This is a genomic window from Cohnella nanjingensis (assembly GCF_014212125.1).
Lineage (GTDB): Bacteria > Bacillota > Bacilli > Paenibacillales > Paenibacillaceae > Cohnella > Cohnella nanjingensis.
In genome coordinates, this window is record NZ_JACJVP010000024.1 from 272,697 (window position 1) to 299,145 (window position 26,449).

At 60.4% G+C, this 26,449-nt stretch carries 22 protein-coding genes; 13 read left to right on the forward strand and 9 right to left on the reverse strand.

Features of this window, described 5'->3' with window-relative positions; all coding sequences use genetic code 11:
• The first annotated feature begins 66 nt into the window (after positions 1–66).
• Positions 67–876 (forward strand): GNAT family N-acetyltransferase, encoded by an 810-nt coding sequence (locus H7C19_RS15055; RefSeq protein ID WP_185143479.1) that lies wholly within the window; start codon positions 67–69, stop codon positions 874–876.
• Between the two features lie 128 nt (positions 877–1,004).
• Here H7C19_RS15055 and H7C19_RS34805 read toward each other — a convergent pair whose 3' ends face one another.
• Positions 1,005–1,301: a hypothetical protein gene (locus H7C19_RS34805; protein WP_246469517.1), complete on the reverse strand. Its 297-nt coding sequence runs from the start codon at positions 1,299–1,301 to the stop codon at positions 1,005–1,007.
• On the opposite strand from H7C19_RS34805, the gene H7C19_RS15060 reads away from it, so the two are divergent.
• Positions 1,302–2,489 (forward strand): alpha/beta hydrolase family protein, encoded by a 1,188-nt coding sequence (locus tag H7C19_RS15060; RefSeq protein ID WP_313731664.1) that lies wholly within the window; start codon positions 1,302–1,304, stop codon positions 2,487–2,489.
• Between the two features lie 193 nt (positions 2,490–2,682).
• Here the strand turns inward: H7C19_RS15060 and H7C19_RS15065 are convergent, their stop codons facing one another.
• A complete protein-coding gene (locus tag H7C19_RS15065; protein ID WP_185143481.1) occupies positions 2,683–3,069 on the reverse strand; it encodes a VOC family protein in 387 nt (128 codons plus the stop codon).
• A gap of 509 nt (positions 3,070–3,578) precedes the next feature.
• Here H7C19_RS15065 and H7C19_RS15070 point away from each other — a divergent pair.
• The 6 genes from H7C19_RS15070 to dnaN all read left to right on the forward strand — a co-directional run bounded on the left by H7C19_RS15070 (position 3,579) and on the right by dnaN (position 8,013).
• Positions 3,579–4,007 (forward strand): YciI family protein, encoded by a 429-nt coding sequence (locus tag H7C19_RS15070; protein WP_185143482.1) that lies wholly within the window; start codon positions 3,579–3,581, stop codon positions 4,005–4,007.
• Positions 4,004–5,287, forward strand: a complete 1,284-nt coding sequence (locus H7C19_RS15075) for an RNA polymerase sigma factor (RefSeq protein ID WP_185143483.1) — start codon at positions 4,004–4,006, stop codon at positions 5,285–5,287. The genes H7C19_RS15070 and H7C19_RS15075 overlap by 4 nt, the downstream gene beginning before the upstream one ends.
• Positions 5,288–5,419: 132 nt before the next feature.
• Complete coding sequence (locus H7C19_RS15080) at positions 5,420–5,818, forward strand: VOC family protein (RefSeq protein ID WP_185143484.1); 399 nt, start codon at positions 5,420–5,422, stop codon at positions 5,816–5,818.
• A 39-nt stretch (positions 5,819–5,857) separates the two neighbouring features.
• The gene (locus H7C19_RS15085) at positions 5,858–6,199 is read left to right on the forward strand and encodes a DUF1801 domain-containing protein (RefSeq protein ID WP_185143485.1); all 342 of its coding nucleotides are present in this window, start codon (positions 5,858–5,860) and stop codon (positions 6,197–6,199) included.
• A gap of 415 nt (positions 6,200–6,614) precedes the next feature.
• On the forward strand, positions 6,615–6,860 hold the full coding sequence (locus H7C19_RS15090) for a ribbon-helix-helix domain-containing protein (protein ID WP_185143486.1): 246 nt from the start codon (positions 6,615–6,617) through the stop codon (positions 6,858–6,860).
• A 25-nt stretch (positions 6,861–6,885) separates the two neighbouring features.
• The gene (gene dnaN / locus H7C19_RS15095) at positions 6,886–8,013 is read left to right on the forward strand and encodes a DNA polymerase III subunit beta (protein WP_185143487.1); all 1,128 of its coding nucleotides are present in this window, start codon (positions 6,886–6,888) and stop codon (positions 8,011–8,013) included.
• Between the two features lie 683 nt (positions 8,014–8,696).
• Here the strand turns inward: dnaN and H7C19_RS34810 are convergent.
• Complete coding sequence (locus H7C19_RS34810) at positions 8,697–14,546, reverse strand: InlB B-repeat-containing protein (protein WP_281384869.1); 5,850 nt, start codon at positions 14,544–14,546, stop codon at positions 8,697–8,699.
• Between the two features lie 509 nt (positions 14,547–15,055).
• Here H7C19_RS34810 and H7C19_RS35240 point away from each other — a divergent pair.
• Positions 15,056–15,607 carry a YbaK/EbsC family protein gene (locus H7C19_RS35240; protein ID WP_281384870.1) on the forward strand — a complete coding sequence of 184 codons (552 nt, stop codon included), beginning with the start codon at positions 15,056–15,058 and terminating at the stop codon, positions 15,605–15,607.
• Positions 15,586–16,278, forward strand: a complete 693-nt coding sequence (locus H7C19_RS35245) for a His/Gly/Thr/Pro-type tRNA ligase C-terminal domain-containing protein (protein WP_281384878.1) — start codon at positions 15,586–15,588, stop codon at positions 16,276–16,278. The genes H7C19_RS35240 and H7C19_RS35245 overlap by 22 nt, the downstream gene beginning before the upstream one ends.
• Here H7C19_RS35245 and mraY read toward each other — a convergent pair.
• From mraY to H7C19_RS15180, 6 genes are all read right to left on the reverse strand, one after another.
• Positions 16,271–17,224, reverse strand: coding sequence for a phospho-N-acetylmuramoyl-pentapeptide-transferase (gene mraY / locus H7C19_RS15155; RefSeq protein ID WP_185143488.1), 954 nt, complete (start codon positions 17,222–17,224; stop codon positions 16,271–16,273). The genes H7C19_RS35245 and mraY overlap by 8 nt on opposite strands.
• Positions 17,225–17,368: 144 nt before the next feature.
• On the reverse strand, positions 17,369–18,349 hold the full coding sequence (locus H7C19_RS15160) for a BadF/BadG/BcrA/BcrD ATPase family protein (protein WP_185143489.1): 981 nt from the start codon (positions 18,347–18,349) through the stop codon (positions 17,369–17,371).
• A gap of 297 nt (positions 18,350–18,646) precedes the next feature.
• Complete coding sequence (locus tag H7C19_RS15165; protein ID WP_185143490.1) at positions 18,647–19,711, reverse strand: LLM class flavin-dependent oxidoreductase; 1,065 nt, start codon at positions 19,709–19,711, stop codon at positions 18,647–18,649.
• 120 nt (positions 19,712–19,831) lie between these two features.
• The gene (locus tag H7C19_RS15170) at positions 19,832–20,911 is read right to left on the reverse strand and encodes a HAMP domain-containing sensor histidine kinase (protein WP_185143561.1); all 1,080 of its coding nucleotides are present in this window, start codon (positions 20,909–20,911) and stop codon (positions 19,832–19,834) included.
• 46 nt (positions 20,912–20,957) lie between these two features.
• Positions 20,958–21,656: a response regulator transcription factor gene (locus H7C19_RS15175; protein WP_185143491.1), complete on the reverse strand. Its 699-nt coding sequence runs from the start codon at positions 21,654–21,656 to the stop codon at positions 20,958–20,960.
• 5 nt (positions 21,657–21,661) lie between these two features.
• On the reverse strand, positions 21,662–22,630 hold the full coding sequence (locus H7C19_RS15180; RefSeq protein WP_185143492.1) for a phosphatidylinositol-specific phospholipase C/glycerophosphodiester phosphodiesterase family protein: 969 nt from the start codon (positions 22,628–22,630) through the stop codon (positions 21,662–21,664).
• 199 nt (positions 22,631–22,829) lie between these two features.
• Here H7C19_RS15180 and H7C19_RS15185 point away from each other — a divergent pair, with 199 nt between their 5' ends.
• From H7C19_RS15185 to H7C19_RS15195, 3 genes are all read left to right on the forward strand, one after another.
• Complete coding sequence (locus H7C19_RS15185) at positions 22,830–23,846, forward strand: SDR family oxidoreductase (protein WP_185143493.1); 1,017 nt, start codon at positions 22,830–22,832, stop codon at positions 23,844–23,846.
• A 32-nt stretch (positions 23,847–23,878) separates the two neighbouring features.
• On the forward strand, positions 23,879–24,943 hold the full coding sequence (locus H7C19_RS15190) for a DUF4037 domain-containing protein (RefSeq protein WP_185143494.1): 1,065 nt from the start codon (positions 23,879–23,881) through the stop codon (positions 24,941–24,943).
• 460 nt (positions 24,944–25,403) lie between these two features.
• Positions 25,404–26,390 carry a helix-turn-helix transcriptional regulator gene (locus H7C19_RS15195; protein ID WP_313731669.1) on the forward strand — a complete coding sequence of 329 codons (987 nt, stop codon included), beginning with the start codon at positions 25,404–25,406 and terminating at the stop codon, positions 26,388–26,390.
• The last annotated feature ends 59 nt before the right edge of the window (positions 26,391–26,449 follow it).

Sequence of the window (26,449 nt, forward strand, 5' to 3'; positions counted from 1 at the left end):
CGAAACGGCTCCGTCCCTTTGGGGACGGGGCGTTTTTGTATTTAAACCCAAGCGAGGAGGAGCGATATGCTGCAAAGTTTCGATGCGCGCGATGGCGTACGGAGCCGGAATGAGTTCATGGCGGATGAGGTACCGTACAATCTGATCCACCGGATCTGCGAATCCGAGCAGGCCGCCTGTCTCAAGTCCGAGGACGACACCTTGATCTTCGCCCAGTCCATAGGGAATAATCCGTGGCTGTGGATCGCGAAGGGCGTGCCGGAGAAGCGGAGGGACGCGCTCCTGGGCGAGCTGCTCTCGCGGCTCGGAGATGCTTCGCTCCCCGGGATCACGGGGGAGCCGGCGACGGCCGAACGCTTCGCGCAGATGTACGCTGAGGCGCACGGACTGACCGCCGAGACGGCGATGACCTTGGCGGCGTATGTCTGCCCGGCGGTCCGGCCGCCGCTGGAGGTCGCGGGAACGCTGCGCCAAGCGCAAGCATCGGACGCGGAGATCGTCGCGGACCTCCTGGCGGGCTTCTCGCAGGGCGCGCATGGGGTGACGGTAGAACCGGCAAGCCAGATACCGGCTGCGGAGCGGATGATCGGCGCGCGGACGCTGTATCTCTGGACGGTCGACGGCCGCTCCGTCTCCATGGCGAACATCGGGCACCGCTCGCCCCGGCATGCGAGGATCAACGCGGTCTATACGCCGGCAGCCTACCGCAAGCGGGGATACGCCAGCGCCATCGTGGCCGCGCTGTGCGAGATCGTGAAGTCGGAGGGCTTGGCGCCGATGCTGTACGCGGACATGAAGAACCCCGACGCCAACCAGGTCTATCGCCGGATCGGCTTCGTCGCGTGCGGAACCGTTGTCGATATGAAGTTTAAATAAGCAACTTATGCTAACAGCAGCGGACCGCCCTCGCAAGCCGGGGGCGGCTTTTTTTGATTTCGAAAATGGTGCCGATCCGCGTTCTCCGGCATCTTCAGAATAAATTCAATATTTCCCCGGCTTCGCCTTTAGAATTTCAGGATAAGATGGAGCCAGCTAGGGGGAGGATCCGCATGAGGCTGTTGGAGATAGGCTTGATCGCGATCAATTTTGGCCTGCTGTTCCGGGCGGTTATCGCGAATAGGAAAGGGAGCAAGGGATCCATCATTCCTTTGGTCATCGCCGTTGGTCTGGTGATCGCACAGGTCGTCGTAGAAGGCGGACGATGGCAGATGATTCCGGCGTATTTGACGCCGATCGTCCTGATCGCTTTCTTGGGCAAGCAGAAGGAAGGGAGCCGAAGCAGAACGGCCGTCACGGTTCAAGTGGCGCTATTGACGTTATTTTTGGCGGTCTCGGTTGCGCTGCCCGCGCTGCTGCCGGTTATCTCATTTGCGAAACCGACGGGGCCCTATCCAGTCGGAACGACGGTTTTTCACTGGGTGGATGAGCGGCGGGGAGAATCTTATACGGAGAATCCGGATGACAAACGCGAGTTGATGGTCCAAATTTGGTATCCTGCAGCCGAAGGCGGGGGGAAAAAGCAAAGCCCGTATGTCCAAAACGCGTCGAAAATGACGGCAGCGATCTCATCCAAAATGCTGGGTCTCCCGGCTTTCGCGTTCAGCCATCTAAGGCTTGCGAAGACGCACTCCTTGCTGGAAGCCAAGCTTTCGGATTCGGAAAGCCCTTATCCCGTACTGATTTTTTCCCATGGGATGAACGGGTACCGCAATCAAAATACGTTCCAGGTAGAGGAACTTGCGAGCCATGGTTATATCGTGGTAGGCATCGATTATGCCTATGAAGCCGCTGCCTCCGTCTATCCCGACGGACGCGCAGCCATGAGCAAGATCGGCGCCGACCTTACCTCTAATGCCAAATACGATGAGCATATACCGCTTTGGACCGACGATGCGACCTTTGTGCTCGATCAAGTGGAGAAGCTCAATCTGAACGATTCGACAGGCCGGTTTACCGGCAAAATCGATATGAATCGCGTCGGCATGTTCGGGCATTCGTTCGGGGGAGCCGTTACGGTTCAAATGTTGAGAAAAGATCCCCGCGTTAAGGCAGCCCTAAGCATGGACGGCGGGTTTTACGGCCAGCCGGTCTCCGACGAAGGGCTCGGCAAACCGTTCTTGATGATGTATTCAGAGGAGACATACAAGAAGGTGATGACCGCTTTTGACGATGTCGCGGGCAAGACAGGCGTGGGAAGCCGCGAGGCGTTCGAAGCGCCCAGGAAAGAATATATTCAAAGATCGGCCCATGCTCTTGCAGGCGGAGGGCTCTCCATCCTTATTCCGGGTTCAAAGCATGCAAGCTACTCCGATCTTGCCTTGTTCTCTCCATTGCTAGGCTTGGGCAGCGCAGACCCGCGCCGGGACCACCGTATCGTGAACGAATTCAGCGTTGCCTTTTTCGACCGGTATTTAAAAGGAAAGGACGACTCCGCGCTCCAAGATCTGGCTGCCCGATATCCGGAATTGAACTACAAAGTGAACAGATGAAGATGGAATTGAGAAAATGGGAGAATCGTTTAGCGCCTTGGGCGCGTTGGCCGGGGGCTTCTTGGTCGGGTACGGCTCCGCGAGCGGAGGAGGAGGTCGAGGTCGAGTCTCCTCGTGCCCGCGATGTGCGGCCAAGCGGGCGTGTGGCGTCGGCAACCCGGATCAGGGATGCGCCGCGCCGCGGGACGGCCGGCTAGAGCCAGCCGGACCAGACGTCGAGCCGGTTCCCGTTCAGATCGTAGAACCGGAAGTTTTTGCGGTTGCCGTCGTACAGCTTGATCTCGGAGACGCTGACGCCCTGCGCCTTCAGATGTTCGTAGGTCCGCTCGATATCGTCCGATTTGAAGGTGAGCAGGTGCATGTCGTAATCTTCGCCCTCCCAATCGTCGGTCTTGTAGATCAGGCTCGCCTCTTCTTCATGCTTCGCGGTGACCAGCATGATCTCCGGTCCGCCGCCCAAGTCGAAGCTGAAGCCCGTCCAGCGCAAGCCGAGCTTCTCTTGGTACCACTTAATCGTGGCCTCCCGATCCTTCGCGGGCAAGTAGACGCAATCGATTTGTCCGACGATAGGCTTCTCCATGCGCAACGCACCTCCATTCGATTCGGAAGGCGCCTAATTAAGGCTGGGCAAGCTGCCTTCCTTCGTTCCTATTCGCAATTGTAACGTTTTCCCAGCGAATATTAAACAACAAACGTTGGGAGCTATCTCTTCCGTATGGATGCCTCAAATGGTCGTAAATTCGGACCTCGAGACAGTCCCTTTAGCCTAACTGCGGCGTATGTAAACTGCCTACATGGGCGGTCGGCGAGCTGGAGCGGCGATGATCCATATTTGGACGTGATGCTGGCGAAAACGCACCCACCAAGGGACTGTCCCTCCGGGCCCAATCGGCCTTCTGAGACAGTCCCTTGTTCATGCGGGGGCAAGTCTATCCAACTTGGAGTGGAGAAAAAGGACGAATCCCCTTATCATGGAAGGAAAGCGCAAAATGAGCAGCTCCGCCAGCCGGAATCTGTCGATTCCGCGCCACGCCGTTCGTTGTCCTAGTAGAAGCGAAGTTGCCGCTAAATTCAAGGAGGAGATCCCCGATGAGATTCATGATGATCGTAAAAGCCACGCAAGACTCCGAGGCCGGCGTCATGCCGAGCCAAGAGCTCGTCGACGCGATGATGAAGTATAACGAGGAGTTGATGAAGGCCGGCGTGCTGCTGGCGGCCGAAGGCCTGCATTCGAGCGCGGGCGCGATCCGCATCTCCTATCCGGAAGCCGGAGGCAAGCCCAAGATCATCGACGGCCCCTTCACGGAGACGAAGGAATTGATCGCCGGCTTCACCCTCATCGAGGTCAAGTCGAGGGAAGAAGCGATCGAGTGGGCCAAGCGGATGCCGGATCCCCACGGCTTCGGCGAAGGCGTCATCGAGCTCCGTCAGGTCATTGAGCCGCCGGAGCTGACGCAGGATCCGGAGTCGCAGGCGATGCACGTCCTGGTGCGAGATCTAGGACAGCAGAAGATATGAGGGAGGCGTCCTCTGCCCATCGGACGATCGATGCCATCTGGCGGATCGAATCGGCCAAGATCATCGCCGCGCTCGCGCGGATGGTGCGGGATATCGGGGTGGCCGAGGATCTGGCGCATGACGCGCTCGTCATCGCGCTGGAGAAGTGGCCGGAGACCGGCATTCCGGACAACCCCGGAGCGTGGCTCATGGCGACGGCCAAGCGCCGCGCGCTCGATCTGCTGCGCCGGAACCAGACGCTCGGGCGCAAGTATGAAGAGCTGGGGCGGGTGACGAACGACTGGCACGAAGAGGAATTCGGCGCCGGTCTGGACGGGGAAGTCGCCGACGATCTGCTGCGCCTGATCTTCACGACCTGCCATCCGGTCCTGTCGGCAGAGGCGCGGGTGGCGCTGACGCTGCGGCTGCTCGGCGGGCTTACTACCGAGGAGATCGCGCATGCGTACCTCGTGCCGGAGCCGACCGTGGCGCAGCGGATCGTTCGGGCCAAGAAGACGCTGTCGGCGGCGCGCGTGCCCTTCGAGGTGCCCGAGGGGGCCGAGCTGAAGCCCCGTCTCGCATCGGTCCTCGAAGTCCTTTATCTCATGTTCAACGAAGGCTACTCGGCGACGGGCGGGGATCATTGGATCCGCCCCGTGCTCTGCATGGAGGCGCTCCGGCTGGGGCGGATCCTCGCAGAGATCGCGCCGCAGGAGTCCGAGGTGCATGGCTTGGTCGCCTTGATGGAGATCCAGGCCTCGCGATTGGCGACGCGGGTGACTCCGACGGGCGAGCCGATCCTGCTGATGGATCAGAACCGGGGGCTGTGGGATCAGCTTCTCATCCGCCGCGGGCTCGCGGCCTTGCGGCGCGCGGAAGAGGTCGGCGGCATGCTGGGCCCCTATGCGCTGCAGGCGTCCATCACCGCGTGTCACGCCAGGGCCCGTACGCCGGAAGAGACCGACTGGGTGCGGATCGCGGCGCTGTACGAGGCGCTGGCGATGGTCGCGCCGTCGCCCGTGGTAGAGCTGAATCGGGCGGTGTCGCTGTCGATGGCGTTCGGTCCTGCGGTAGGCCTTGAGATCGTCGACGCGATCAGCGCGGAGCCCTCCTTGAAGGCGTATCACCTCCTGCCAAGCGTCCGCGGAGACCTGCTCGCGAAGCTCGGCAGGACGGCGGAGGCGTGCGAGGAGTTCAAGCGGGCCGCGTCGCTGACCGGCAACGCACAGGAGAAAACGCTGCTGCTGAAGCGCGCGGCGGACTGTTCGTCGGCTCCGGAAGCGGATCTCCCCCGTCCATAAAACTTTTTCAAAAAAGTTTTTCGCGCGTGTCGATTCTCGCGTTCTGCGTTCGTCGTCCATATAGAGGCCGGGTTTTGGAGTGACGTATCACCTGGAAATCCGGAACAATAGACCTGAGAGGATGATTTGAACATGAACGCCAAGTTGACTCCGTACATCGCATCGCAAGACGCCAGAGCCCAAGCAGACTTCTATATTCAAGCATTGGGCGGCGAAATTCAATCTCTGATGACGCACGGCCAGAACCCCGGTTCCCCGGCCGAGTTGTCGGACAAGGTGATGCACATGGTGCTGTCGGTCGCGGGAGGCAACGTGCTGTTCCTGTCCGACGCCTTCGGGCCGACCGGCGCGGAGGGCAGCGTCGCCTTCGGACTGGCCTTCGGCGACGTCGAAGCGGCGCGCCAAGCTTATGCCAACCTCGGGGAAGGCGGCACGCAGAAGCATCCGTTCGAACGGCAGACCTGGGGCGCGTATTACGGCGAAGTCGTGGACCGGTTCGGGATCCGGTGGCAGATCGTCCAGCAAGACTAATCTACGAGACTATCGACAATCAAAGGAGCAAAGATAAACATGAGCCAGGATGTCGTCGATTTTATCAAGGAAGTCAAGGAGCCGTGGCAGGCCGAGCTCTGCACGCAGCTCAGGGACGTCGTTCATCGGTCGATCCCGGAAGTTCAGGAGCGTCTGCAGTACAAAAAGCCGCATTTCCTCAAGAACGGCAAATATGCCGCAGTCATCTCCACGTCGAAGGACGCGATCAGCTTCACGATCTTCAACGCCGCGGGTCTCGAGCTCCCGGAAGGTCTGTTCGACGGCCCGCCCGAGCGCAAGACGATCAAGCTTCGCCCAGGCCAGGCGGTCGATCAGGCGCAGCTCTCCGCGTGGGTGAGCCAGGCGAGCGCAGCGCTGTAAATCTGCATAGGTACGCTACAAAGGAGGCTTCCCGATCATAGGGGAGCCTCTTTGAATGCCAGCAGCTTGGAAAAAGTTTTCTTCACGGGCAGCTACGGAATCTCTTCAATACCTTTCGTTTCGTCTCCTCATCCAGCGGCCCCTTTATTTTGTTTTGATTTTCGCTCATTCTTTCTTCTCTATGAAATATATAAAAATAGCTTCTTTGATAGGCATTGTCTATAATTGCGCCGAGCGATGAGATACTAGGGTCAAAGGGCGCGTCAATAAGCAGGAAAACAAGGTCTTCGGCCATGTTTTTCTGCTTTTTGCGTGGTCGCCTTCGATATTGGATATATTGCCATTCCCGCTTCCAGCAACTATACTAATAACACAACCCCATTTGAAAAAGGTTACCAAAATCAAAAAAAGAGAGATGATCGAATTGAACGAGAACGGCTTCAAAGTCGGGGTCTCCAACAAAGACGGCCAGCTCGGATTTCTGTATTCGAGAGGCGGTCTTCGGGAAGGAGCCGGCCGCAAAAGCATCGGCGCCACGAAGAAGATATCTTTGACGCTGCCGGACGACATCTGGGAGAAGCTCGAAAAGCAGGGCATAGAGCATCGTATGTCCCGTTCCGAGGTGCTTCGTCAAATTCTGGAATCCTATTATTCGAGTTAATATCCCCGGAGAGTACGGTGAGGCTATGTTAGCGGAGATAACCAAAGAATCCCTCCTGAACGCGCTGCAGTACGTATCGAGAGCTGCATCGGCGAATCATCCTATCCCCCTCTTATCGGGTATCCATCTCCAGGTCGCTGCCGATGGCTTCATTCTGCGGTCCAACAATACCAGTCTGTCCGTCGAGTATCGGATTCCGCTTCATAGCACCGGCATGAACGTGCGCAGAACGGGCAGTATTGTCGTGCCCGCACGATACTTTAACGAGATGATTCGGAAACTCCAACCGGGAATGATGACATTAGAAACAGCGGAGCCGTTCATCCTCTCGATCCGGTCGGGCGCCTCGCAATGCCGATTATGCGGGATGGATGCGGCAGACTTTCCGTCCATGAATCGGTTGGATGAAGCCGCGGACGACAAGCTGCGGATGAACAATGGCGTTCTAAAGTCCATTATTAAGCAGGTAGCCGTTGCCGCCTCCGCGTCCGAGTCCAGACCGGTGCTAACCGGGGTGTGGTTCGCGCAGGGCGAGGCTTCGCTTCAATTCGTAGCTACGGACGGCATACGACTCGCTTCCCGGACGCTGCCGTCCGCCCGCCGAGCGGTGCCCCGATCGCCCGTGACGGTCCCCAGCAGGAATCTGTACGAGATCTCGAAAATGTTAAACGATGAAGAGGGGACTGTGGAGATCGAAGTGAACGGCCGCCAGATGAGGATCAGCACAGGCGAGTTAAGGATTCAGTCCGCGCTGCTCGAGGGCGCGTATCCTTCCGTTCACCATCTCATCCCGCGTTCCTACTTATCCGAGGTTACCGTTGAGACTGCAAGATTAGTGCAGGCTGCGGAGCGCGTCGCGGTATTCACGAGCGAGAGCATTGTCAGGCTGGAAGCTATCGGAGAACGGCTGGTCTTCACTTCACGGACGGCGGAGATCGGAGAAGTCCAGGATGAAGTCCCGGTTCGGGAGTCGAATGGCGAGCCGTTCACGCTATCGCTGAATGGCAAGTATCTCGTAGAGATCTTGCGCTGTCTGGAAGGCGAGCGCGTCACATTAAGGTATTCGGGACAGAGGAGTCCCCTGGTCATTTTGCCCGCCGCCGATCCATCGTCAGCCTTGTACCTGATCACGCCCGTCCGGACGGCGAATTGACGCGTTCGTCAAAGCGTCTTGCGGACAAATGGGGCCATGGTGTGGCGAAGACCTGTAAAGAGACGTACTGGGTACGTCACATTGGCCTTGCAGAGGCGAAGACCTGCAAAGAGACGTACTGGGTACGTCACATAGACCTTGCAGAGGCGAAGACATGCAAAGAGACGTACTAGGTACGTCACATTGGCCATGCGGCGGCGAAGATCTGTAAAGAGACGTACTAGGTACGTCACATAGCCCCTGCAGAGGCGAAGGCATGCAAAGAGACGTACTGGGTACGATACTTTGGCCATGCAGCGGCGAAGACATGCAAAGAGACGTACTAGGTACGTCACATTGGCCATGCGGCGGCGAAGATCTGTAAAGAGACGTACTAGGTACGTCACATAGCCCCTGCAGAGGCGAAGGCATGCAAAGAGACGTACTGGATACGTCACATTGGCCTTGCAGAGGCGAAGACCTGCAAAGAGACGTACTGGGTACGATACTTTGGCCTTGCAGAGGCGAAGACCTGCAAAGAGACGTACTGGGTACGATACTTTGGCCTTGCAGAGGCGAAGGCATGCAAAGAGACGTATTGGGTACGTCTCTTTGGCCGTACAGGGCGAGAAGACACGCAAAAGAGGCTGCCCCCGGTCTGTGTAGACCTACTGGGACAGCCTCTGAATACTTCATTGTTCTCTCTATTTCTTGGCAGCTTGGCCGATTAGGTTCAGCAGCACCGTGACCGCTTCCGCCCGCGTCATCTTGCCGGACGGATCGAACCGGTTCGCGCCTTTGCCTTCGGTTAAGCCCAGCTTCCGGATGGCGCTTACCGCGCCTTTCGCCCACGCCGGAATGTCCTTGTCGTCCGCGAAGCCGGTCTCCGCGTTTGCCTCGAGCGGCTGCCCGAGCGCGTTCGCGATCATCGCCGCCATCTCGGCCCGCGTGACCGCGGCGTTCGGACGGAAGCTGCCGTCGCCGAAGCCCTTGAGGATGCCGGCTTGCACCGCTTGCGCGATCGCCTCCCGCGCCCAGGTGCCGATCTTCTCCTGGTCCGAGAACGCCAGCTCGCCGCCGGCTCCTTGAAGCTTCAGCGCCTTCGCCAGCATGACGGCGAATTCCGCGCGCGTCACGGTCTGGTTCGGCTTGAAGGTGCCGTTCGCGTAGCCGGAGACGATCCCGGCGCCGACGGCTTGCAGGATCTTCGCTTCGGCCCAGTGGCCGGAGACGTCACCGAACTTCGGCGCCGGACCGGTCTGAGGCACGTCCGCCTTGTCTACCGCGAATACGGCGAATGTGCCCGCTTGCTTGGTCTCCACGGAGATGCGATTGCCGTTCACCTTGCCGTTCGCGACGGACAGCCATTTCTTGCCGGCTTCGTCATAGTAGAATATGGCCGGCTCTTGGCTGCTCTTCAAGCTTGCCGGTTGGAAGACCAGGGTCAACGTCGCCGGCTTCGAGAGGTTCTCGGAGCCGCTCTTCGCGATGACGTAGATCGGGCTGACGAGAATCTCGCCATGTTGGATCAGCGATTGAGGATTCGTCGCTTCCTCGATCGTCAGCTTGATCTCTCGATCCGTCGCGCCTGCCGGGATGGAGAGGCTTACCCGGCTCCCCAGACTGACTTCTCCCGCTTGACCGGCGGGCAGCGTCAGCTGGCCGTTGGCGGAGGCCGCCGGACCGCCCGGAGGCGAGGTCGCCCCATCGCCGTTACCGCCGCTGCCGCCACCGCCATTCCCGTTACCGCCACCGCCGCTGCTGGCGGATGCGCGATACACGTTGACCGTGTACGTTTTCTTCGTGCCGTCCCTTGCCGTCACTTCGATGACGATCTCGTTCTGGCCTGCCGCGAGACTGATCGCCTCGCTGGCGGCTCCGCCCGCGACCGTCTGGCCGTTGACGCGGATCGCGGCCTGCGGATCGGCGGCGGCAGCCGTGACGGTCACGCTCGCCACGCTGTTCGCCACGCTGGCTCCGTACGTCGACGTTCCCGGCACGAAGGCCGGGCTTAGCGCGCCGCTAGAGAGCGCCAATCCGCTCAAGTCCGCGTTGCTGCCGGAGATGCGGTTCACGTTGACCGTGTAGACGTTCACTGTGCCGTCCTCGGCCGTCACGCCGATGCGGATCGGGTTCGGGCCCACCTGCAAGCCGGTCGCCTGATAGCTGTATACCGAACCCGTCACCGACCGGTATACGGCGCCCGTCACCGACACGGTCTGGGTCGGATCCGCGTAGGCGAGAGACAGATCCAGGCTGGTCGTCTCGTAGTCCAAGCTTACTTCGTAGTTCAGGACTTGCGGCGCGAATGCCGGAGACAACGTCGCCTGATCCACGCTTAAATCGGACAGCAGCGCATTGTTGCTAAGCCATTGGGCATACAAGACCCAGCCTTCCGTACCCATGACGAACGCATCTCCCGCGCCGTAGCCCGTCCCGCTGCCGTCCGCGGCCGTATTCCAGCCCGCGAACGTATAGCCGGTCTTCGTCAGGCCTTCAGTATTGCCCTGGACGATCACGCTGCTGTTGTAGGCGTGATCGTCGGTAGCCGGTACGCTGCCGCCGGTGCTGCCGTTGCCTACGTAGGAGACGGGGTAACGATTGACCGTCCATACCGCGTACAACGTCACGCCAGCCGCGCCGATCGCAAATGTGTCGCCCGCGCCGTAGCTCGTACCGCTGCCATCGGCCTTCGTATTCCAGCCCGCGAACGTATGCCCGATCTTCTCCAGCCCGCCGACGTTGCCGAGCACCGTGACGGTCGTCTCGAAGTCGTAGCTGCCGTCCTCCGGCGCATCTCCGCCGGTCTGGCCGTTGCCGTCATAGACGACGGTGTAGCTGTTGATCGCCCACTTGGCATAGAGCGTGACATCTGCCGCGCCGATCGTGAAGGCGTCCGCCTCCGCGTAGGTCGTGCCGCTGCCGTCCGCGGCCGTATTCCAGCCATCGAACGTGTAGCCCGTCTTCTCCAGCCCGCCGGCGTTGCCTTGCACGACGACGCTCGTGTCGTAGACGTGGCTGCCGCTGGCCGGTACGCTGCCGCCGGTGCTGCCGTTGCCGTCATAGACGACCGCGTAGCTGTTGATAGTCCACTTGGCATAGAGCGTGACATCCTCCGCGCCGATCGTGAATGTATCCGCCTCGGCGTAGCTCGTGCCGCTCTCGTCAGCCTTCGTATTCCACCCTGCAAAGGTATATCCGGTCTTGACCAAGCTTCCGTTGTTGCCTAGTACCGCGACCGTCGTGTCGTAATCATGTCTCATGTCTGCCGGTACGCTGCCGCCCGTGCTGCCGTTGCCGTCGTAGGCGACCTTGTAGCTGTTGATCGACCATGTCGCGAACAGCGTCACGTCCTCCGCGGGCATTGTGAAGGTTGCTGCCGCGGCATATGCCGTGCCGCTGCCGTCCGCCTTCGTGTTCCAGCCCGCGAACGTATATCCCGTCTTGATCAGTTGGCCGGGATTGCCCGGTACGGTCACGCCGGTATTGTAGTCATGGCTTTCGACCGCAGGCGCGCTGCCGCCGGTGCTGCCATTGCCGTCGTAGGCGACCGCGTAGCTATTAACGCTCCACTTCGCGTACAGCGTCACGTCTTCCGCGCCGATCGCAAATGCGTCACCCGCGCCGTAGCTCGCACCGCTGCCGTCCGCTTTCGTGTTCCAGCCAGCGAACGTATAGCCCGTCCGAACCAACTGGCCGGTGTTGCCCGCCACTTGCACGTTCGTATCGTAGACGTGGCTGCTGCTCTCGGGAACGATGCCGCCCGTGCTGCCGTTGGCGTCGTAGGCGACCGCGTAGCTGTTGATCGACCACTGCGCGTACAGCGTCACGTTCGCCGCGCCGATGGCGAACGTGTCCCCGGCGCCGTATCGCGCGCCGCTGCCGTCCGCCGCCGTATTCCAGGACTTGAACGTATGGCCCGTCTTTTCCAGGCTGCCTTGGCTCGGCACCGTTACGCTTTTGCCGTAGTCCTGATAGCTAGTCGCCGGGGCGCTGCCGCCCGTGCTGCCGTTGCCCGCATAGGTCACCGAGTAGCTGTTGATCGCCCACTTCGGATACAACGTCACGTCGGCCGCGCCGACGGTGAGCGTATCGCCGGGGTTGTAGCTCGTCCCGCTGCCGTCAGCCGCCGTATTCCAACCGGCGAACGTATAGCCTGTCCGAACCAGCAGGTCGGTATTGCCCGGTACCGTGACGCTCGTGCCGTAGAGATGGCTGCCGCTGGCAGGCGCGCTGCCGCCCGTGCCGCCGTTGCCGGCATAAGCGACCGTGTAGCTGTTCGGCGACCACTTCGCATACAGCGTCACGCCTGCCGCGCCCATGGCGAAGGTGTCGCCCGGGCCGTAATTCGTGCCGCTGCCATCCGCTTTCGTATTCCAGCCCGCGAACGAATGGCCGGTCTTGATCAGGTTGCCGGTGTTGCCCGCCACGGGGACGCTCGTATTGTAGTCGTAGCTGCCGCCTGCAGGCGCATTGCCGCCCGTGCTGCCGTTGCCGTCGTAGGCGACGGCGTAACTGTTGGCCTTCCACTTGGCATACAGCTGCGTGTCGCCCGCGATCGCCGTCGCGAACGAGAACGGCGCCGACAGGCCGCTATCCGCATACCAGCCGTCGAAGGTGTAGCCCGTCTTCGTCGGCGCCGCCGGCTCGGATGCCGTGCTGCCGTAAGTTCTCGTCTGGCTGCTCACCGCCGATCCGCCGTTGCTGTCGAAGCTGACCGTGTAGCTGTTGGCCTTCCACTTCGCGTACAGCGTCACGCCTGCCGCGCCCATGACGAAGGTGTTGCCGGGCGCGTAGCTTGTGCCGCCGCCGTTCGCCGCGGTATTCCACCCGTCGAAGGCGTGGCCGGTTTTGACGAGATTGCCGGAATTGCCGGCGACGGTCACGCTCGATTGATAGTCGTAGCTGGCATCCACGGGCGGAGTGCCGCCGGTGCTTCCGTTGCCGTCATAGTGCAGGGGGAAAGTGCCCAGCTTCCACTGCGCGTAGAGCGTCACGTCTCCCTCGCCCATCTTGAACGAGGCTCCCGCCGCATAGCCGGTGCCGCTGCCGTTCGCCGCGGTATTCCACCCGTTCCATACATAGCCGGTATTGGCGAGATTGCCGGTGTTCCCCGCTACGTTGACGTTAGTATCGTAGGCATAGCTTCCGTTGGCGGGTACGCTGCCGCCGGTGCTGCCGTTGGCATTGTAGGAGACCGTAAAGCTTGCGAGGACCCATTTCGCGTACAAGATCGCGCCGGACGATCCGAGCGCGAACGTCTCCCCTGCCCGGTAGACCGTCCCGCTGCCGTCCGACGCGAGCGTCCAACCGTCCAGCACGTAGCCCGTTTTTTGCAGATTGCCGGTATTGGCGAGCACTTTCACGCTGGCGTTGTTGTCGTAGCCGGCGCCGTCGACCGGAACGGCTCCGCTCGTGCTGCCGTTGCCGTCGTAGGCGACGGTGTTCTTGAGCGCGATGACGGTCGCTTTCCAGCCCTTGCCCCGATCTTGGAAGGCGACGTACGGAACGCCGTCTTGAAAAGCCAAGGACGTGTACCACGCGCCATCGGCGAAGTAGGCATCGCCTCCGACGAGCTCCCAGCCGCTGCCGTTGAACTTTCGGATTTCGGCTTTGCCGGAAAAGGTCTGGCAAGCGACATAAGGCGTGCCGCTCTCGAAGGCGAGGTTGTTAAACGTGGACTGCTCCGACGAAAAGCCGGCGTTGCCAACCATTTGCCAGCCTCCGTCGTAGACCATCACCGAAGTGCGGCTGCCGTTCGCGCTATCCGAGAAAGCCATATACGGCTTGCCGTTATAGAAAGTCACGGAGATATCGCTAGCCTGGCCCGGCGTGAATCCTTTGCTGCCTAGCGGCGACCAGTTGCTTCCGTTAAACATCGACACCGAGCCTCTGGACGCGGCGTCTATCGTATCCCGGTAACCGGCATAGACGATACCGTTGTTGACGGCGATCGAGACGTAGTTTGCCTGATTTCCCGAGAAGGGGCCGCCTCCGACGGTATCCCAGCCGCTCCCGTTGAACTTTTTTACCACGCCTTTATAGCTATTGGTTTTATCCTGATAGCCGACATACAACGAACCGTTGTCGATGTACAGCGAGGAATAATCGGATGAGCCCGAAGACACGCTGCCCCCGCCGACGCCCGTCCAGGTATTGCCGCTTAGCGTCATCAAGGTGGTCTTGGCGCCGTTTCCGGCATCCGCAAAGGCGACATAGGGCGTTCCGTTCCAAAATTTCAATGCGATGTACGTCGCGGCGCCGGCGGAAAATCCGCCATTGCCGACGAGCGTCCATCCGCTGCCGTCGTATTTCATCACCGTCGCCTTGTTGCCGTTGCTCCAATCGGCGAACGCGACATAAGGCGTCCCGTCGGAGAACGCCAGCGAGGTATAGCCGACCTGTCCGGGCGAAAATCCGGCGCCGCCAACCGGGCTCCACTTCTTGAGTTCGGCGGCGTAGGCAGGCTTGCCCTCGAGCGCCAGCCATCCCGGGATCCCCCCGAAGGCTACCAGCAGCGCGAGCAGCAGCATTCTGATTCTTTTCCAGCTCATGTTCGATCCTCCCGTTCTTCTGGCGGTCGCTCCTCTTTCCTCCTTGGATTCTCGATATCGACGCGGTTCATAGGAGTATGCATGGTTTCACCTCGTTTTCATCGGATCGGCAAGATCCTTTTTGTCCATGATCAGCATACCGTTCGCATGTGCACCAAAACTGAAAAGAAAGCGCTTCATGTCAGGTTTGGGACAAAAAAAGTCGAAGGATGCATAGAAATGACGGGATTTCTAGAAAGAGACGGCGGAAACGATGCCGATAAGGAACAAGGATGATCGTTCCCGACCGCAGAACCGCGCGGCGTTCCCGCAAATCGGTTTGAGACCACGAGAAAAAGTCGGGTTCGCGCACGGGGCTGGGTGGGTTGAAGTCCGGGATAACGCGAAAGTCGGGTTCGCGCACGGGGCCTGGTGGGGTTGAAGTCCGGGAACGCGAAAAGTCAGGTAACGCGCGGCGCCGGTGTCGTTCAGCTGCGAGCTGGGAGGGCGTAGACCGCTCCTATAGGCGCATGTACGAGGCCTACACTCGGATTTTCGAGCGTTGCGGCCTGGTCTTCCGGGCGGTCGAAGCCGATCCCGGCGCCATCGGCGGCGAAGGCGGGACCCACGAGTTCATGGCGATCGCCGAAGCGGGCGAAGATACGATCGCGTCATGCACGCGGTGCGGCTACAGCGCGAACTTGGAGCAAGCGGAAACGGGCTTGCCGGAGGAGGACGCCGAGGGGATGGCGGAGGCCGAAGAGAGGCGAGGAGCGATTGCGGAGGCGGATGTCGAAGAAGCAGAGCGCATCTATACGCCCGGCATTCGGACGATCGAGCAGCTGACGTCCTCTCTCGGGATCGAGCCGCGGCACGTTATCAAGACGCTGATCTACTTCGCGGACGGGCAGCCGGTAGCCGTGCTGGTGCGAGGGGACCACGAAGCGAACGAAGCCAAGCTGCTCCGCGCTTTGAATGCCGAGCAGGCGGAGCTGGCCGATGCCCCGACACCGTCGCGTCGGTCACGGGGGCGCCCCCGGGCTTCGCGGGGCCGATCGGCCTGGGCATCCCGATCCTTGTAGACGAGGCGGTCGCGCGGATGCCGTCCGGCGTCTGCGGGGCGAACGAGGCGGATTATCATGTCCGTCGCGCGGTTCCGGGCCGGGACTTCGCCGTTCATCGCACCGGGGATTTCCGCAACGCGCGGGAAGGCGACCGCTGTCCGCGCTGCGGGCAAGGCGAGCTGCGTCTGGGCAGAGGGATCGAGGTCGGCCACGTCTTTAAGCTGGGGACCAAATACAGCGAAGCGCTCGGAGCCGCGTATCTGGACGCGGAGGGACGCGAGCGGCCGCTCCTCATGGGATGCTACGGAATCGGCGTCTCGCGGCTGCTGGCGGCGATCGTCGAGCAGCGCCATGACGACAAAGGCATCGTCTGGCCGGCCGCGATCGCGCCTTATCGGGCGCATATCGTGCCCGTATCCGCACGCGACGAGACGCAGAAACGCGTGGCGGAGGCGCTCTATGAGGAGCTTGCGCGGCTGGGGATCGAAGCGCTGCTGGACGACCGGGACGAGCGGGCCGGCGTCAAGTTCAACGATGCGGACCTGATCGGCATTCCGTACCGCATCGTCGTCGGCAAGCAGGCCGGGGAGGGCCTCGTCGAGTATACGGTCCGAGCGGACGGGGAGAAGCGCCTGCTGACGGTCCAAGATGTGATCGCGCGCATCCGCGAGGCCGCTGCGGCTACATGAGGAAGCGCCAGATCAGCCAGGAAACGATTGCGGACAGCCACGAGACGAAGCCGAAGATCATGACGATTTTGTTTTCGCTCCAGCCGTACTTGAGGCTGAAGTGAAAATGGATCGGCGTCATGCGGAAGATGCGAAGCTTCGTCTTCTTGTAGTACCAAACCTGCAGCATGACGGAAAACTGCTCGGCCAGATAGACGGAGAACAGCAGCGGAATGAGGATTTCGACTTTTTCGAGCACGGCCAGGAAGGCGAGCGAACCGCCGATCGCGAGCGATCCGGTATCGCCCATGAACGCCTTGGCCGGGTAGATGTTGTAAAGAAACAGGCCGAGCAGGCAGCCGATCATGACGAGGGAGAACGTCTTTACTTCGGCATGCTCCGAGATCGCGAAGAAGAAAAAGTAGGTCGGAATGGCGACGTTGATGAGGAGCCCGTCCAGTCCGTCCGTAAAGTTGATCGCGTTGGCCGACCCGACGATAAAGAGCACCACGAGGATCAGATAAACGTATAAGGGGAGCTGAAGACTGAACCCGCCGAACAGGGCGATATCCGGACTCAGATCGAACTGGTAGAGCAGGACGAACAGCAGCAAGATCGTGACGGCGAATTGGCAGATCAGCTTCGTCCGCCCGGACATCCCGGACGGATCTTGATAGGCGGCCTTCTTGAAGTCGTCCATGAAGCCGATCAGGCTGAACAGCACGAAAGTGCCGCCCAAAAATACGATCAGCGGCTCCGGGTGGAAATAGGCGGACGTAGCGACGCCCGTGAGCAGGATGAGGCCGGCCATCAGCGGCGTGCCGCGCTTGGCCTGATGGTCGGGCGGCAGTTCGACCCGGATGGGCTGGGTGAGCTTCAAAGTGCGCAGCCCCCAGATGAGCAGGGGCGTCAGCATCGCGACGAGCAGGAAGGACAGGCCTAAGGCGCGAAGCAGCGAAAAGTTCATCGGAGGTACGCTCCCTTAACGAGATCTCTTGTCCTATTATACTTTCGGCAGGCGGACGAATATGCCTTTTAGCCGCTGGGCGTCACGTTGCGATTCGCGAGCGTGTCCGCAGCCGGCATGTTCGGGTATGCGGCGGCGCCGGACTTAACACTGCGAAGGCTGAATCTTCTGCAGATTGGAGATGACTGCCTCGTCGATCGGCAGATTCAGCCGGCTCATCGCCAGGAGGACGGCCCCGGCGGCGGGGGAGAATCGGGGCTGAACCACGGCGAAGCGCTTGCGTTTGCCTGCCTGCAGCCGTTCCTTGAGGGAGCGGGAGAAGTAGGGGCTGGCGACGACGCTGCCCGTAAACGCGACCGGGACCGTGTCATCGGAGAAGGCGGGGGCCAGCAGTTCGATGCCGACCCTGATCTGGGCGATCGCCCGGTCCGAGACGCGAATGGCGACGGCGCTCCCCCGATCGGCGGCGGCCGTGACGAACGGGGCGAATCGGCCGAAGCGCAGGTCGCGTTCCTGCCGGTCTTCCTCGAATCCGGTGCGGGCGAGGCTGTAGAACTCAGCGATGGAGCGCACATCCCAATGCGCCAGCATGGACTGAACGAGGCCATCGTCGGTGGAGTCCGCATTCCCCGCGAGAACCTCATAGACGGCATCATAGGCGATGAAGCGCGCGGCGCTGGCGGCATAGTGGCGGAAGTCGTAGTTGCGCAGGGGGCGGCCGTCTTCGGCAATGCCGACGATGATCGACCCCGTCCCCGAGATGACGATGATGCCGGGCTGCGCCATGAACGCGCCGTAATGGGCGACGATCGCATCATTGACGTGCCACTTCGGACAGGCGAGGCCCGGGAGATCGGTCAGCGGTTCGACCCAGGCCAGATCCTCTTCCGAATCATAGCCGGCGATGCCCGCCGCGACGCCCAGCACCTCGCGCGTCGTTTTGCCCGCCTTCTCGAGCGCGGATCGCATGGCGTTCCGGACATTCTGCGTGGCGGACGCGTCCTTGTAGACGGAGGCGGCGCCATGGGCCGCATACGACAGCACGTTCCCGGCGACATCGCAGATCATCACCCGGGTATGGGTCCCGCCGCCGTCGACGCCAATCACGATTCCATTAACGGACATATTGAATCCCTCGTTAGCCATTTGGTTTTAATATTTCCGGCCGATTCCTCATGGATGGCTCTAATGATATATACACCGCACAGCCATCTGTTTCCTCTTTGGCGTTACGATTCGGGAATTGCCGGCGTAATTTCCGAAGATCGACCGATGCCGACGGTACGCTGGAACGAGGGGGGGAGCGGAGGCGGGGATGAACTTGGCCGCCAAAGCCGTGCAGGCCACAGCCAACAGCAAGGGCGCCCCCGATAGCGGGGACGCCCTGCCTGCAGCCGGCGAACCGGCTAGCGGGATGCCGTGTTAGCCCTCGATCCGGGCCAGCTCCTTGCGCACGAGCGGCGCGACCTTGGTGCCGAGCAGCTCGATGGCGTGCAGGATCTCTCGGTGCGGCATCTTGCTGACGTCCACGTGCAGGAAGAACCGCGTGACGCCAAGGTTCTTGCGCAGCAGCACGATCTTCTCCGCCACGTATTCGGGGTCGCCGACGTAGAGGGCGCCCCGCAGGCTGCGCGCGGCATCGAAGGCCGCGCGGTCGTACGGCGGCCAACCCCGCTCGCGGCCGATGACGTTCATCTGCGCCTGCATGGGGGGGAAGAACGCGTCTGCCGCCTGCTCGGTCGTATCGCCGATGAAGCCGTGCGAGTGCGTCGCGATCGGCAGCTTGTCAGGATCGTGCCCGGCCTCGCGGGCCGCCTGGCGGTACAGGTCTACGATCGGCGCGAAGCGCTCCGGCATGCCGCCGATGATCGCGAGGGCGATCGGCAGTCCCAGCATGCCCGCGCGGACGGCCGACTCCGGGTTGCCGCCGCTCGCGATCCATACCGGCAGCGGATCCTGCACGGAGCGGGGGTAGACGCCCAGGTTGCGGATCGCGGGCCGATGGCCGCCGTTCCAGGTCACCTTTTCCGACTCGCGGATGGCGAGCAGCAGCTTCAGCTTCTCCTCGAACAGCTCGTCGTAGTCGTCCAGGCTGTAGCCGAAGAGCGGGAAGGACTCGATGAACGAGCCGCGGCCCGCCATGATCTCGGCCCGTCCGTTGGAGAGGCCGTCCAGGGTAGAGAAGGCTTGATAGACGCGGACCGGATCGTCCGAGGACAGCACGGTGACGGCGCTCGTCAGCCGAATCCGCTTGGTCATGGCCGCCGCCGCCGCCAGGACGACGGCGGGCGCGCTGCCCGCGTAGTCGGGCCGATGATGCTCCCCGACCCCGTAGACGTCGAGTCCGACCTGGTCGGCCAGGACGATCTCATCCACCGCTTGGCGCAGCCGTTCGGCGTGGCTGATCGCTTTTCCCGTCGCCGGGTCTGGCGTCGCTTCGAGAAAGGTGCTGATTCCGATTTCCATGTTGACTGCCGAGTCGGCCATTGGATCTCCTCCTTCTGTATGAGAGTAGTGTACTATAAAATATAGCGTTTCTCAAATATAGTAAGTAAAAGGCGGTTCAGATGCTTCGTCAGGTCGCTGCGAATGGAAGGCCGTTATTACTCATTTGGGGAAGCGAATCCGCACTTTGAACTGGTCGCCGCTGATCTCGATGCCGATCTCGCCTCCCTGCAGCTCGACGATGCTTTTCACGATGGACAGCCCCAGTCCGGACCCTTCGGTATGACGCGAGACGTCCGCCCGCTTGAAGCGCTCGAAGAGATCCTGCGCATCGAAATCGATCTCGTACGACGAGGTATTCTGGATATGGAAGATCACGCTGTCTTTCGCTTCCTCTAGGGAGATATAGATTCTCGTATGGGGGACCGAATATTTCTTCGCGTTGCCGATCAAATTCTCGAATACCCGCCAGGTTTTGTTGCCGTCCAGATGGGCGTAGATGTGCGGCTTTTCGATTTTCACGCGGATTGAATTGGAGAATTCCTCGTCGTCCTTATGACTCTCCGCCATCGCCTGGGTCAGCAACGCGGCGACGTCGATATGTTGAATATCGAGATCAACCGCACCGCTGGCCATTTTGGATACTTCGAATAGATCGTCGATCAATAGTTTGAGCCGGAGCGATTTCCGATTCAAGACCTCCACGTAATGCTTGGCCTTTTCGGAAGGAATATCTTCTTTTTTTAACAAATCCACGTAGTTGATGATCGAGGTCAAGGGCGTTTTGAGATCGTGCGACACGTTGGTGATCAATTCCGTCTTCATGCGTTCGCTCTTGATCCGGCTTGCCAGCGCATTCTGGTAACCCAGCTTCATATTGTTGATGGAGGCGGCCAGCCGGCCCAAGGCATCCTTCCCTGCGACCTGGATCTCGGATTCCAGATTGCCCGTGGCGATCTCTTCCGTCCCCTTGCTAATCCGATGGAACTTCCCGACCTTCCCCAGCACGATCGGGATGACGATCAGCGCGTACGCGGCCTCGTAGAGAATCAGCCATCTTGCTTCGGATCGGTAGTACCAGAAGGACAATCTCCAGCCGATGATGCCCGCGATAGCCGACAGGACCGCGAAGGCGAGAACTTGAAGAGAGACTTTTTTCTCCTCCCATCCGCCCGCCCACATTCGGAGGTAGGCGTACGGCCAGCTTTGCAGCCATAGCCTGCGCAGGGGAAGCCGCGTCATTCCGGTCAGGATATGCCGAAGCCGGGCTCCGGTACTTCTTGCGCCTTTACTTCTTCTCGATTTTGTATCCAATCCCCCATACCACCTTTAAGTACTTCGGGTCTTTCGGATTGATCTCGATTTTTTCGCGAATGTTCCGTATGTGCACGGCAACGGTGTTCTCCGAAGCGAAAAATTGTTCGTCCCAGATCCGTTCGTAGATCTCCTCGATCGAGAAGACGCGTCCCGGATTCTCCATGAGCAAGGCCAGAATCTTGTATTCCTTGGGCGTGAGCCGGACTTCTTCGCCGTCCACTTCGACGCTCTTCGAGCTTTTGTTCAGGACAAGCCCCCTGATCCGGATCTTGTCTTCGTTGATCTGCTGCGCGCCGCCCAGATTCGTGAACCGCCTCAACTGGGACCGGACGCGGGCGATCAGCTCCAGCGGGTTGAACGGCTTGGTGATATAGTCGTCCGCGCCTACGTTCAATCCCATGATCTTGTCGTTGTCTTCGGATTTGGCCGACAGCATGATAATCGGAATATTTAAGTGCTCGCGAATTCGGAACGTCGCTTGTACGCCATCCATCTCGGGCATCATGACGTCCATGAGGACCAGATGGATGTCTTGCTTGTCGAGAATCTCCAGCGCTTCCGCGCCGTTCGCGGCCGTGAAGACGGACAGATTCTCGCTTTTCAAATAGATCGTGAGCGCTTCCCTGATCTCTAATTCGTCGTCGACGATCAGCACGTTGTACGGGGTCATCCTATTCACCTACAAATCCGTGATTCCGTTGCCCAGGCGGAGCGCCTTTTAATTTTTCCGTAGCGATGCCCAATTATACAACCCAGTATAACAAGGATCATATAAAACGGCATATCCCGATCTATCGGCTTCCGCAGCTCCGACAGCAAGCTGGAGGGGGCGGCCTCCGCGTCCGTATAGAATCCGTAGACCCCCAATCGGCCGAGCAAGCCCATGAATAGCGTGTTGTTCACGGTATGGACATAGCTCCTGGCACCGATGCGGTTCAGGCGATGAACGAGCGTCGGATTCCGCAGTATCCGGGATACGGGCATGGCCACGAAGGTAAAGGGCTTCTCCTTCACATAGGCGAGGATGTCGTCTTCCGAAGCGTTGGACTGATATAGAGAGTAGATTTTGTTCGGAAAAGGATAGATCTTCATGACGGTATCGTACATCTCCGGGCTATAAATCTCCGGAATAATGCGCTGCAAAAGCGAAGGGTCTGCGGCATTCGCTTGGCTTACGAGATATTCGAATTGCCGCTTCACCTTCGACGTATCCGTTTCCTTCGTATCCGTGATCAGGCTGATATCCGGATAGCGCGCCAATAGTCGGATCAGATCGTTCATATCCAGCGGGCGATACTTGCCCAATATCGGCGCCGTCTTGAATTCCGGGAGCGTCGGGGGTCGGCCGGGCGGGTCGGCCAGCCCGGGCTGCATGCGTCCGGACCAATCGTGCCGCGCGGCCAGCTCCCCGTCCGAAGTGAGGATCAAGTCGGCTTCGAACAGGCGGTAACCCATGAGATAGCTATTCATAAATGCCTCATAAGAGTTGGTATAGGAGAAGCCGTCAATGCCTCCAAGCGCATGAGCGATAAATGCACGGTCGTCCCCGCCGTTCGATTCGGCCGCAACGGCGCGCGTCTTCCATCCGCAACCGGCTAAGCAGAGTAGGATGAGGCAGATGATCAAGCCGCGTCTTCTGTTCATTTCTTTTCGTCGTCCCCTTTCTCGTTGCCTGCGTAGATATCGTAGCGCACGTTTTTGAACGGGAAGCGACGGAAAAACGAAAGAAATGATGAAGATTCATCTGGCCGCCCCGCATTTGTCATTGCCGTGAACACGTGTTAATCTGGAGAGGAATTCCTTATTTATTTGCGTTTGGCGATTATTTTACGGAGGTGGATTTATGAAAGCGTTATTTATCGGAGGGACGGGCACGATCAGCTCGGCGATTACCAGGCAACTGCTGGAGCAAGGCTGCGAGCTCTATCTGTTGAACAGAGGCAACCGCAACGAGACTTTGCCGCCGGGCGCGAAGATCATTCAGGCCGACATCCGGGACGAGGCGCGCGTAGCGGAGCTGCTCGAGGGTCTGTCGTTCGACGTCGTCGCCGACTTCATCGCATTCGAGCCCGCGCAGCTCGAGAGAGACTATCGGCTCTTCAAGGACAAGACGAGACAATTCATTTTCATAAGCTCCGCCTCTGCCTACCAGACGCCGCTGTCCGACTACCGCATCACTGAGGGGACGCCCTTGTCGAATCCTTACTGGGCGTACTCCCGCAACAAGATCGCCTGCGAAGACTATCTCCTGAAGCAGTACCGCGAGGAGGGCTTCCCGATCACGATCGTCCGGCCGAGCCATACGTACGACGAACGCACCATTCCGCTGGGCGTCCACGGCCGCAAAGGGACTTGGCAGGTCGCCAGACGGATGCTGGCCGACAAGCCCGTGATCATCCATGGGGACGGCACCTCCCTGTGGACGATGACGCACAACCGCGACTTCGCCAAGGGCTTCATCGGCCTCATGGGCAACATCCATGCGATCGGCGAGTCGGTCCACATCACGTCGGACGAATCCGTCACGTGGAATCAGATCTACGAGGCCATCGCGGCCGCGCTCGGCGTGAAGCTCCAGGCCGTCCACGTCGCTTCCGAGTTCTTGGACGCGTGCAGCACCGAGGACTATAGGGGCGGATTGCTCGGGGACAAGGCCAATACGGTCGTCTTCGACAACGCGAAGCTGAAGCGGCTCGTCCCAGACTTCGTCGCCACGACCCGACTCGATCAAGGGATTCGGGAGACGATCGCCTATATTCTGGCGCATCCGGAGCATCAGACGGAGGATCCGGAGTTCGACCGCTGGTGCGACAAGGTGATCGAAGCGCTGGATCAGGCGCGGAAGTCCATCTTGGCGTAAAACGGGGAAAGGTTACAAGGGGATGACGGACAATGGCATTTGTGAATGGCATCGAGCTGAGCCGTAGATTCCATGCGGAATGGATCGAGCCGCTCCTGTTCGGCCGATGGCCGCTGCTTCGCTATGCGTCGGCGCTGATCGGCCCAGGCAGCGAAGTGCTCGGATTCGATACCGAGATGTCGACGGATCACGATTGGGGTCCGCGCGTCTGCCTGTTCGTTCAGGAACGGGACGAGAGCCTGACCGACGAGATCGCACGGGCCTTGCGGGCGGGCCTGCCCGACCGCTTCCGCGGCTACCCGGTAGATCCGAATCAATCCGTGGTGACGACGCTTCGGCAGTATGCGGGAGAGCGGCTTGCCGTCGATATCCGGCAGGAGCTGCAGCTCGTCGACTGGCTCGCCTTCCCTTCCCAGACCTTGGCGGAGCTGACGGGGGGAGCGGTATTCCGCGACGATACGGGCGAGCTGACGGCGCTGCGGCATCGGCTTCATGCTTATCCGCATGACGTCTGGCTGTATCTGATGGCGTCCACCTGGCAGCGAATCGGGCAAGAAGAACATCTGACACTGCGGTCGGGTTACGTGGGGGATGAACTCGGCTCCAGCCTCATCGCCTCGAGGATCGTCGCCGATATGATGAATCTTTGTTTTCTGATGGAGCGCCGGTATGCCCCTTATCCGAAATGGTTCGGAACGGCGTTCAAGGGAATTGAAGCCGCGGACGAACTGCTGCCGCTGTTGACCGAGGTTCAGTCGGCCCACGCATGGAGAGCGCGGGAAGCCGCGTTAAGCCAGGCGTATGCGTGCGTCGCGCGCCTGCACAACCGGCTGGGGATCACCGCGGCCATGCCGGAGGAGACCGCCGCATTCTATGACCGCCCGTTCCAGGTCATCCGGGGCGAGACTTTTGCCCGAGCGATCGCGGGCGCCATTGCGGACCCGGTCATGCGCAAGCTGTCCGAGCGGCGCTTGATTGGCGGGATCGATCAGATTACGGACAACACCGACTTTCGGGCGATCCACCAGGGGACTTGGCGCGAAGGAGCGTCGAGGCGGAACGCGATTCGGATCTTATACGACGAACTGTTGAGGTAGACGCCATCGGTTCGGGGAAACGCAGAACGGGATGGAGCGGCGAGAAGCGGCTTCATCCCGTTTTGATGTTGGGCCCCTGTCGAACGCAGCCCGCCGTACCGGATCCGATCGTTCGGGTGGCTTACGCTTTCTGAATCGCGAGCGTCGGCGCGGCCCTGGCGTGAACGCGCGGAACGATGGGCCGACGGTGCCTATCTGGAGCCGGATCGGGAATTCTGCTATCCGTGCCTGGAGGCCGTCAAGCGCGCGCTCGACGAGCATCGTCTTCAAGAGGAAGGGGCGACTAGCGAATCGTTATTCGTCCTTGCCGCGGTGGAGGCGAATGGCTAAGCCGGGATAGGCCGACGCGATCCGGTTCTGCGTCTCCTCCCGTGCCCGGTGGTCGAAGGGCGCATTGCCCAAACCGGAATTTGCCCGGAAGACGAAGAATTGGTATTTTCTAGAGAGGAGGTGGGGAGTGGTGCGAGAGAATTCCGATATTCATCAGAACTTCAATGGGCTGTTCGACGGACTCCAGATGCGCAGGAAGGCTGAGAACCGGACAGAGCGGATGGGGCTCCGCCCGCACCTTGGCGAGGGGACCATTCACCGCTTGGTGCCGCGCGTCGATCTCGGAATGGCCATCGCCGACTTCAAGCTGCGCCGGGATCGAGAGGTACATCTTCGCACGGAGACGCCTATGGTGGAGCTAAGCTATTGCCTGCACGGCGCGAGGGAGATTCAAGTCTCCGGCGCCCGCTATCAGGTGGCTGCCGGCAGCTACGCCCTGCAATTCGTCAATCCCGCGAGCGCCCGGATGCATTTCGGCGAGGATCAGCACATTCGAATGCTGAGCATCGCGATTCCCGTGGCCACCTTCCACCGGTTTATGGAGGCGACTGACGGGAGCCGGGAGGCTGACTTCAACCGCATCATCGGGTCGCAGCCCTACCGCCTATACCGGGAGACCATCGATCCGACGGCAACCGTCCTCTTGAGGCAGATGACGCAAGCGATCGATCGCGGAGGTATCCGGAATCTGGAGGTCGAGAGCCGAATGCTGGAGCTGATGTCCGCTGCCTTTAGCTCCTTGCTGCAGGAGAGCAGACTTTCCTCCGCCAAGCTGTCGCGAACCGACCGCTCCAAGATCGAACGCGCGCGAGAGATCGTGCTGGCGAAGATGGCGGATCCGCCATCGCTCTTGGAGCTGTCCCGGCAGATCGGCTTGAACGACTACAAGCTCAAGATCGGCTTCAAGGAAATATACGGCCATACCGTCTTCGGATACTTGAGGGACCAACGCCTGGAGAAAGCGTACCGTCTGCTCCAGGAGGGGGAAGGCAGCGTCCTTGAGGTGTCCTATGCGGTGGGCTATTCGAATCCCAGTTATTTTGCGGAAGCCTTCCGGGACAAATATGGCGTCAACCCCGGAGAATTGCTGCGGCGGACGTCCCGCTCTGCGCGCTAACCGTTCCTCGGAGCGGTTTTTTTGCGCCGCAATTGCGAGATTCGTCCCGCTAACCGTCT

Coding starts and splice junctions, on each gene's coding strand:
- H7C19_RS15055 (WP_185143479.1), top strand. CDS start 67: ATGCTGCAAAGTTTCGATGCGCGCGATGGCGTACGGAGCCGGAATGAG.
- H7C19_RS15080 (WP_185143484.1), top strand. CDS start 5,420: ATGAACGCCAAGTTGACTCCGTACATCGCATCGCAAGACGCCAGAGCC.
- H7C19_RS15165 (WP_185143490.1), bottom strand. CDS start 19,711: ATGGCCGACTCGGCAGTCAACATGGAAATCGGAATCAGCACCTTTCTC.
- mraY (WP_185143488.1), bottom strand. CDS start 17,224: ATGAACTTTTCGCTGCTTCGCGCCTTAGGCCTGTCCTTCCTGCTCGTC.
- H7C19_RS35240 (WP_281384870.1), top strand. CDS start 15,056: ATGTACGAGGCCTACACTCGGATTTTCGAGCGTTGCGGCCTGGTCTTC.
- dnaN (WP_185143487.1), top strand. CDS start 6,886: ATGTTAGCGGAGATAACCAAAGAATCCCTCCTGAACGCGCTGCAGTAC.
- H7C19_RS15085 (WP_185143485.1), top strand. CDS start 5,858: ATGAGCCAGGATGTCGTCGATTTTATCAAGGAAGTCAAGGAGCCGTGG.
- H7C19_RS15160 (WP_185143489.1), bottom strand. CDS start 18,349: ATGTCCGTTAATGGAATCGTGATTGGCGTCGACGGCGGCGGGACCCAT.
- H7C19_RS15070 (WP_185143482.1), top strand. CDS start 3,579: ATGAGATTCATGATGATCGTAAAAGCCACGCAAGACTCCGAGGCCGGC.
- H7C19_RS15190 (WP_185143494.1), top strand. CDS start 23,879: ATGGCATTTGTGAATGGCATCGAGCTGAGCCGTAGATTCCATGCGGAA.
- H7C19_RS15185 (WP_185143493.1), top strand. CDS start 22,830: ATGAAAGCGTTATTTATCGGAGGGACGGGCACGATCAGCTCGGCGATT.
- H7C19_RS15170 (WP_185143561.1), bottom strand. CDS start 20,911: ATGACGCGGCTTCCCCTGCGCAGGCTATGGCTGCAAAGCTGGCCGTAC.
- H7C19_RS15180 (WP_185143492.1), bottom strand. CDS start 22,630: ATGAACAGAAGACGCGGCTTGATCATCTGCCTCATCCTACTCTGCTTA.
- H7C19_RS15175 (WP_185143491.1), bottom strand. CDS start 21,656: ATGACCCCGTACAACGTGCTGATCGTCGACGACGAATTAGAGATCAGG.
- H7C19_RS34810 (WP_281384869.1), bottom strand. CDS start 14,546: ATGAGCTGGAAAAGAATCAGAATGCTGCTGCTCGCGCTGCTGGTAGCC.
- H7C19_RS15075 (WP_185143483.1), top strand. CDS start 4,004: ATGAGGGAGGCGTCCTCTGCCCATCGGACGATCGATGCCATCTGGCGG.
- H7C19_RS15090 (WP_185143486.1), top strand. CDS start 6,615: ATGATCGAATTGAACGAGAACGGCTTCAAAGTCGGGGTCTCCAACAAA.
- H7C19_RS15065 (WP_185143481.1), bottom strand. CDS start 3,069: ATGGAGAAGCCTATCGTCGGACAAATCGATTGCGTCTACTTGCCCGCG.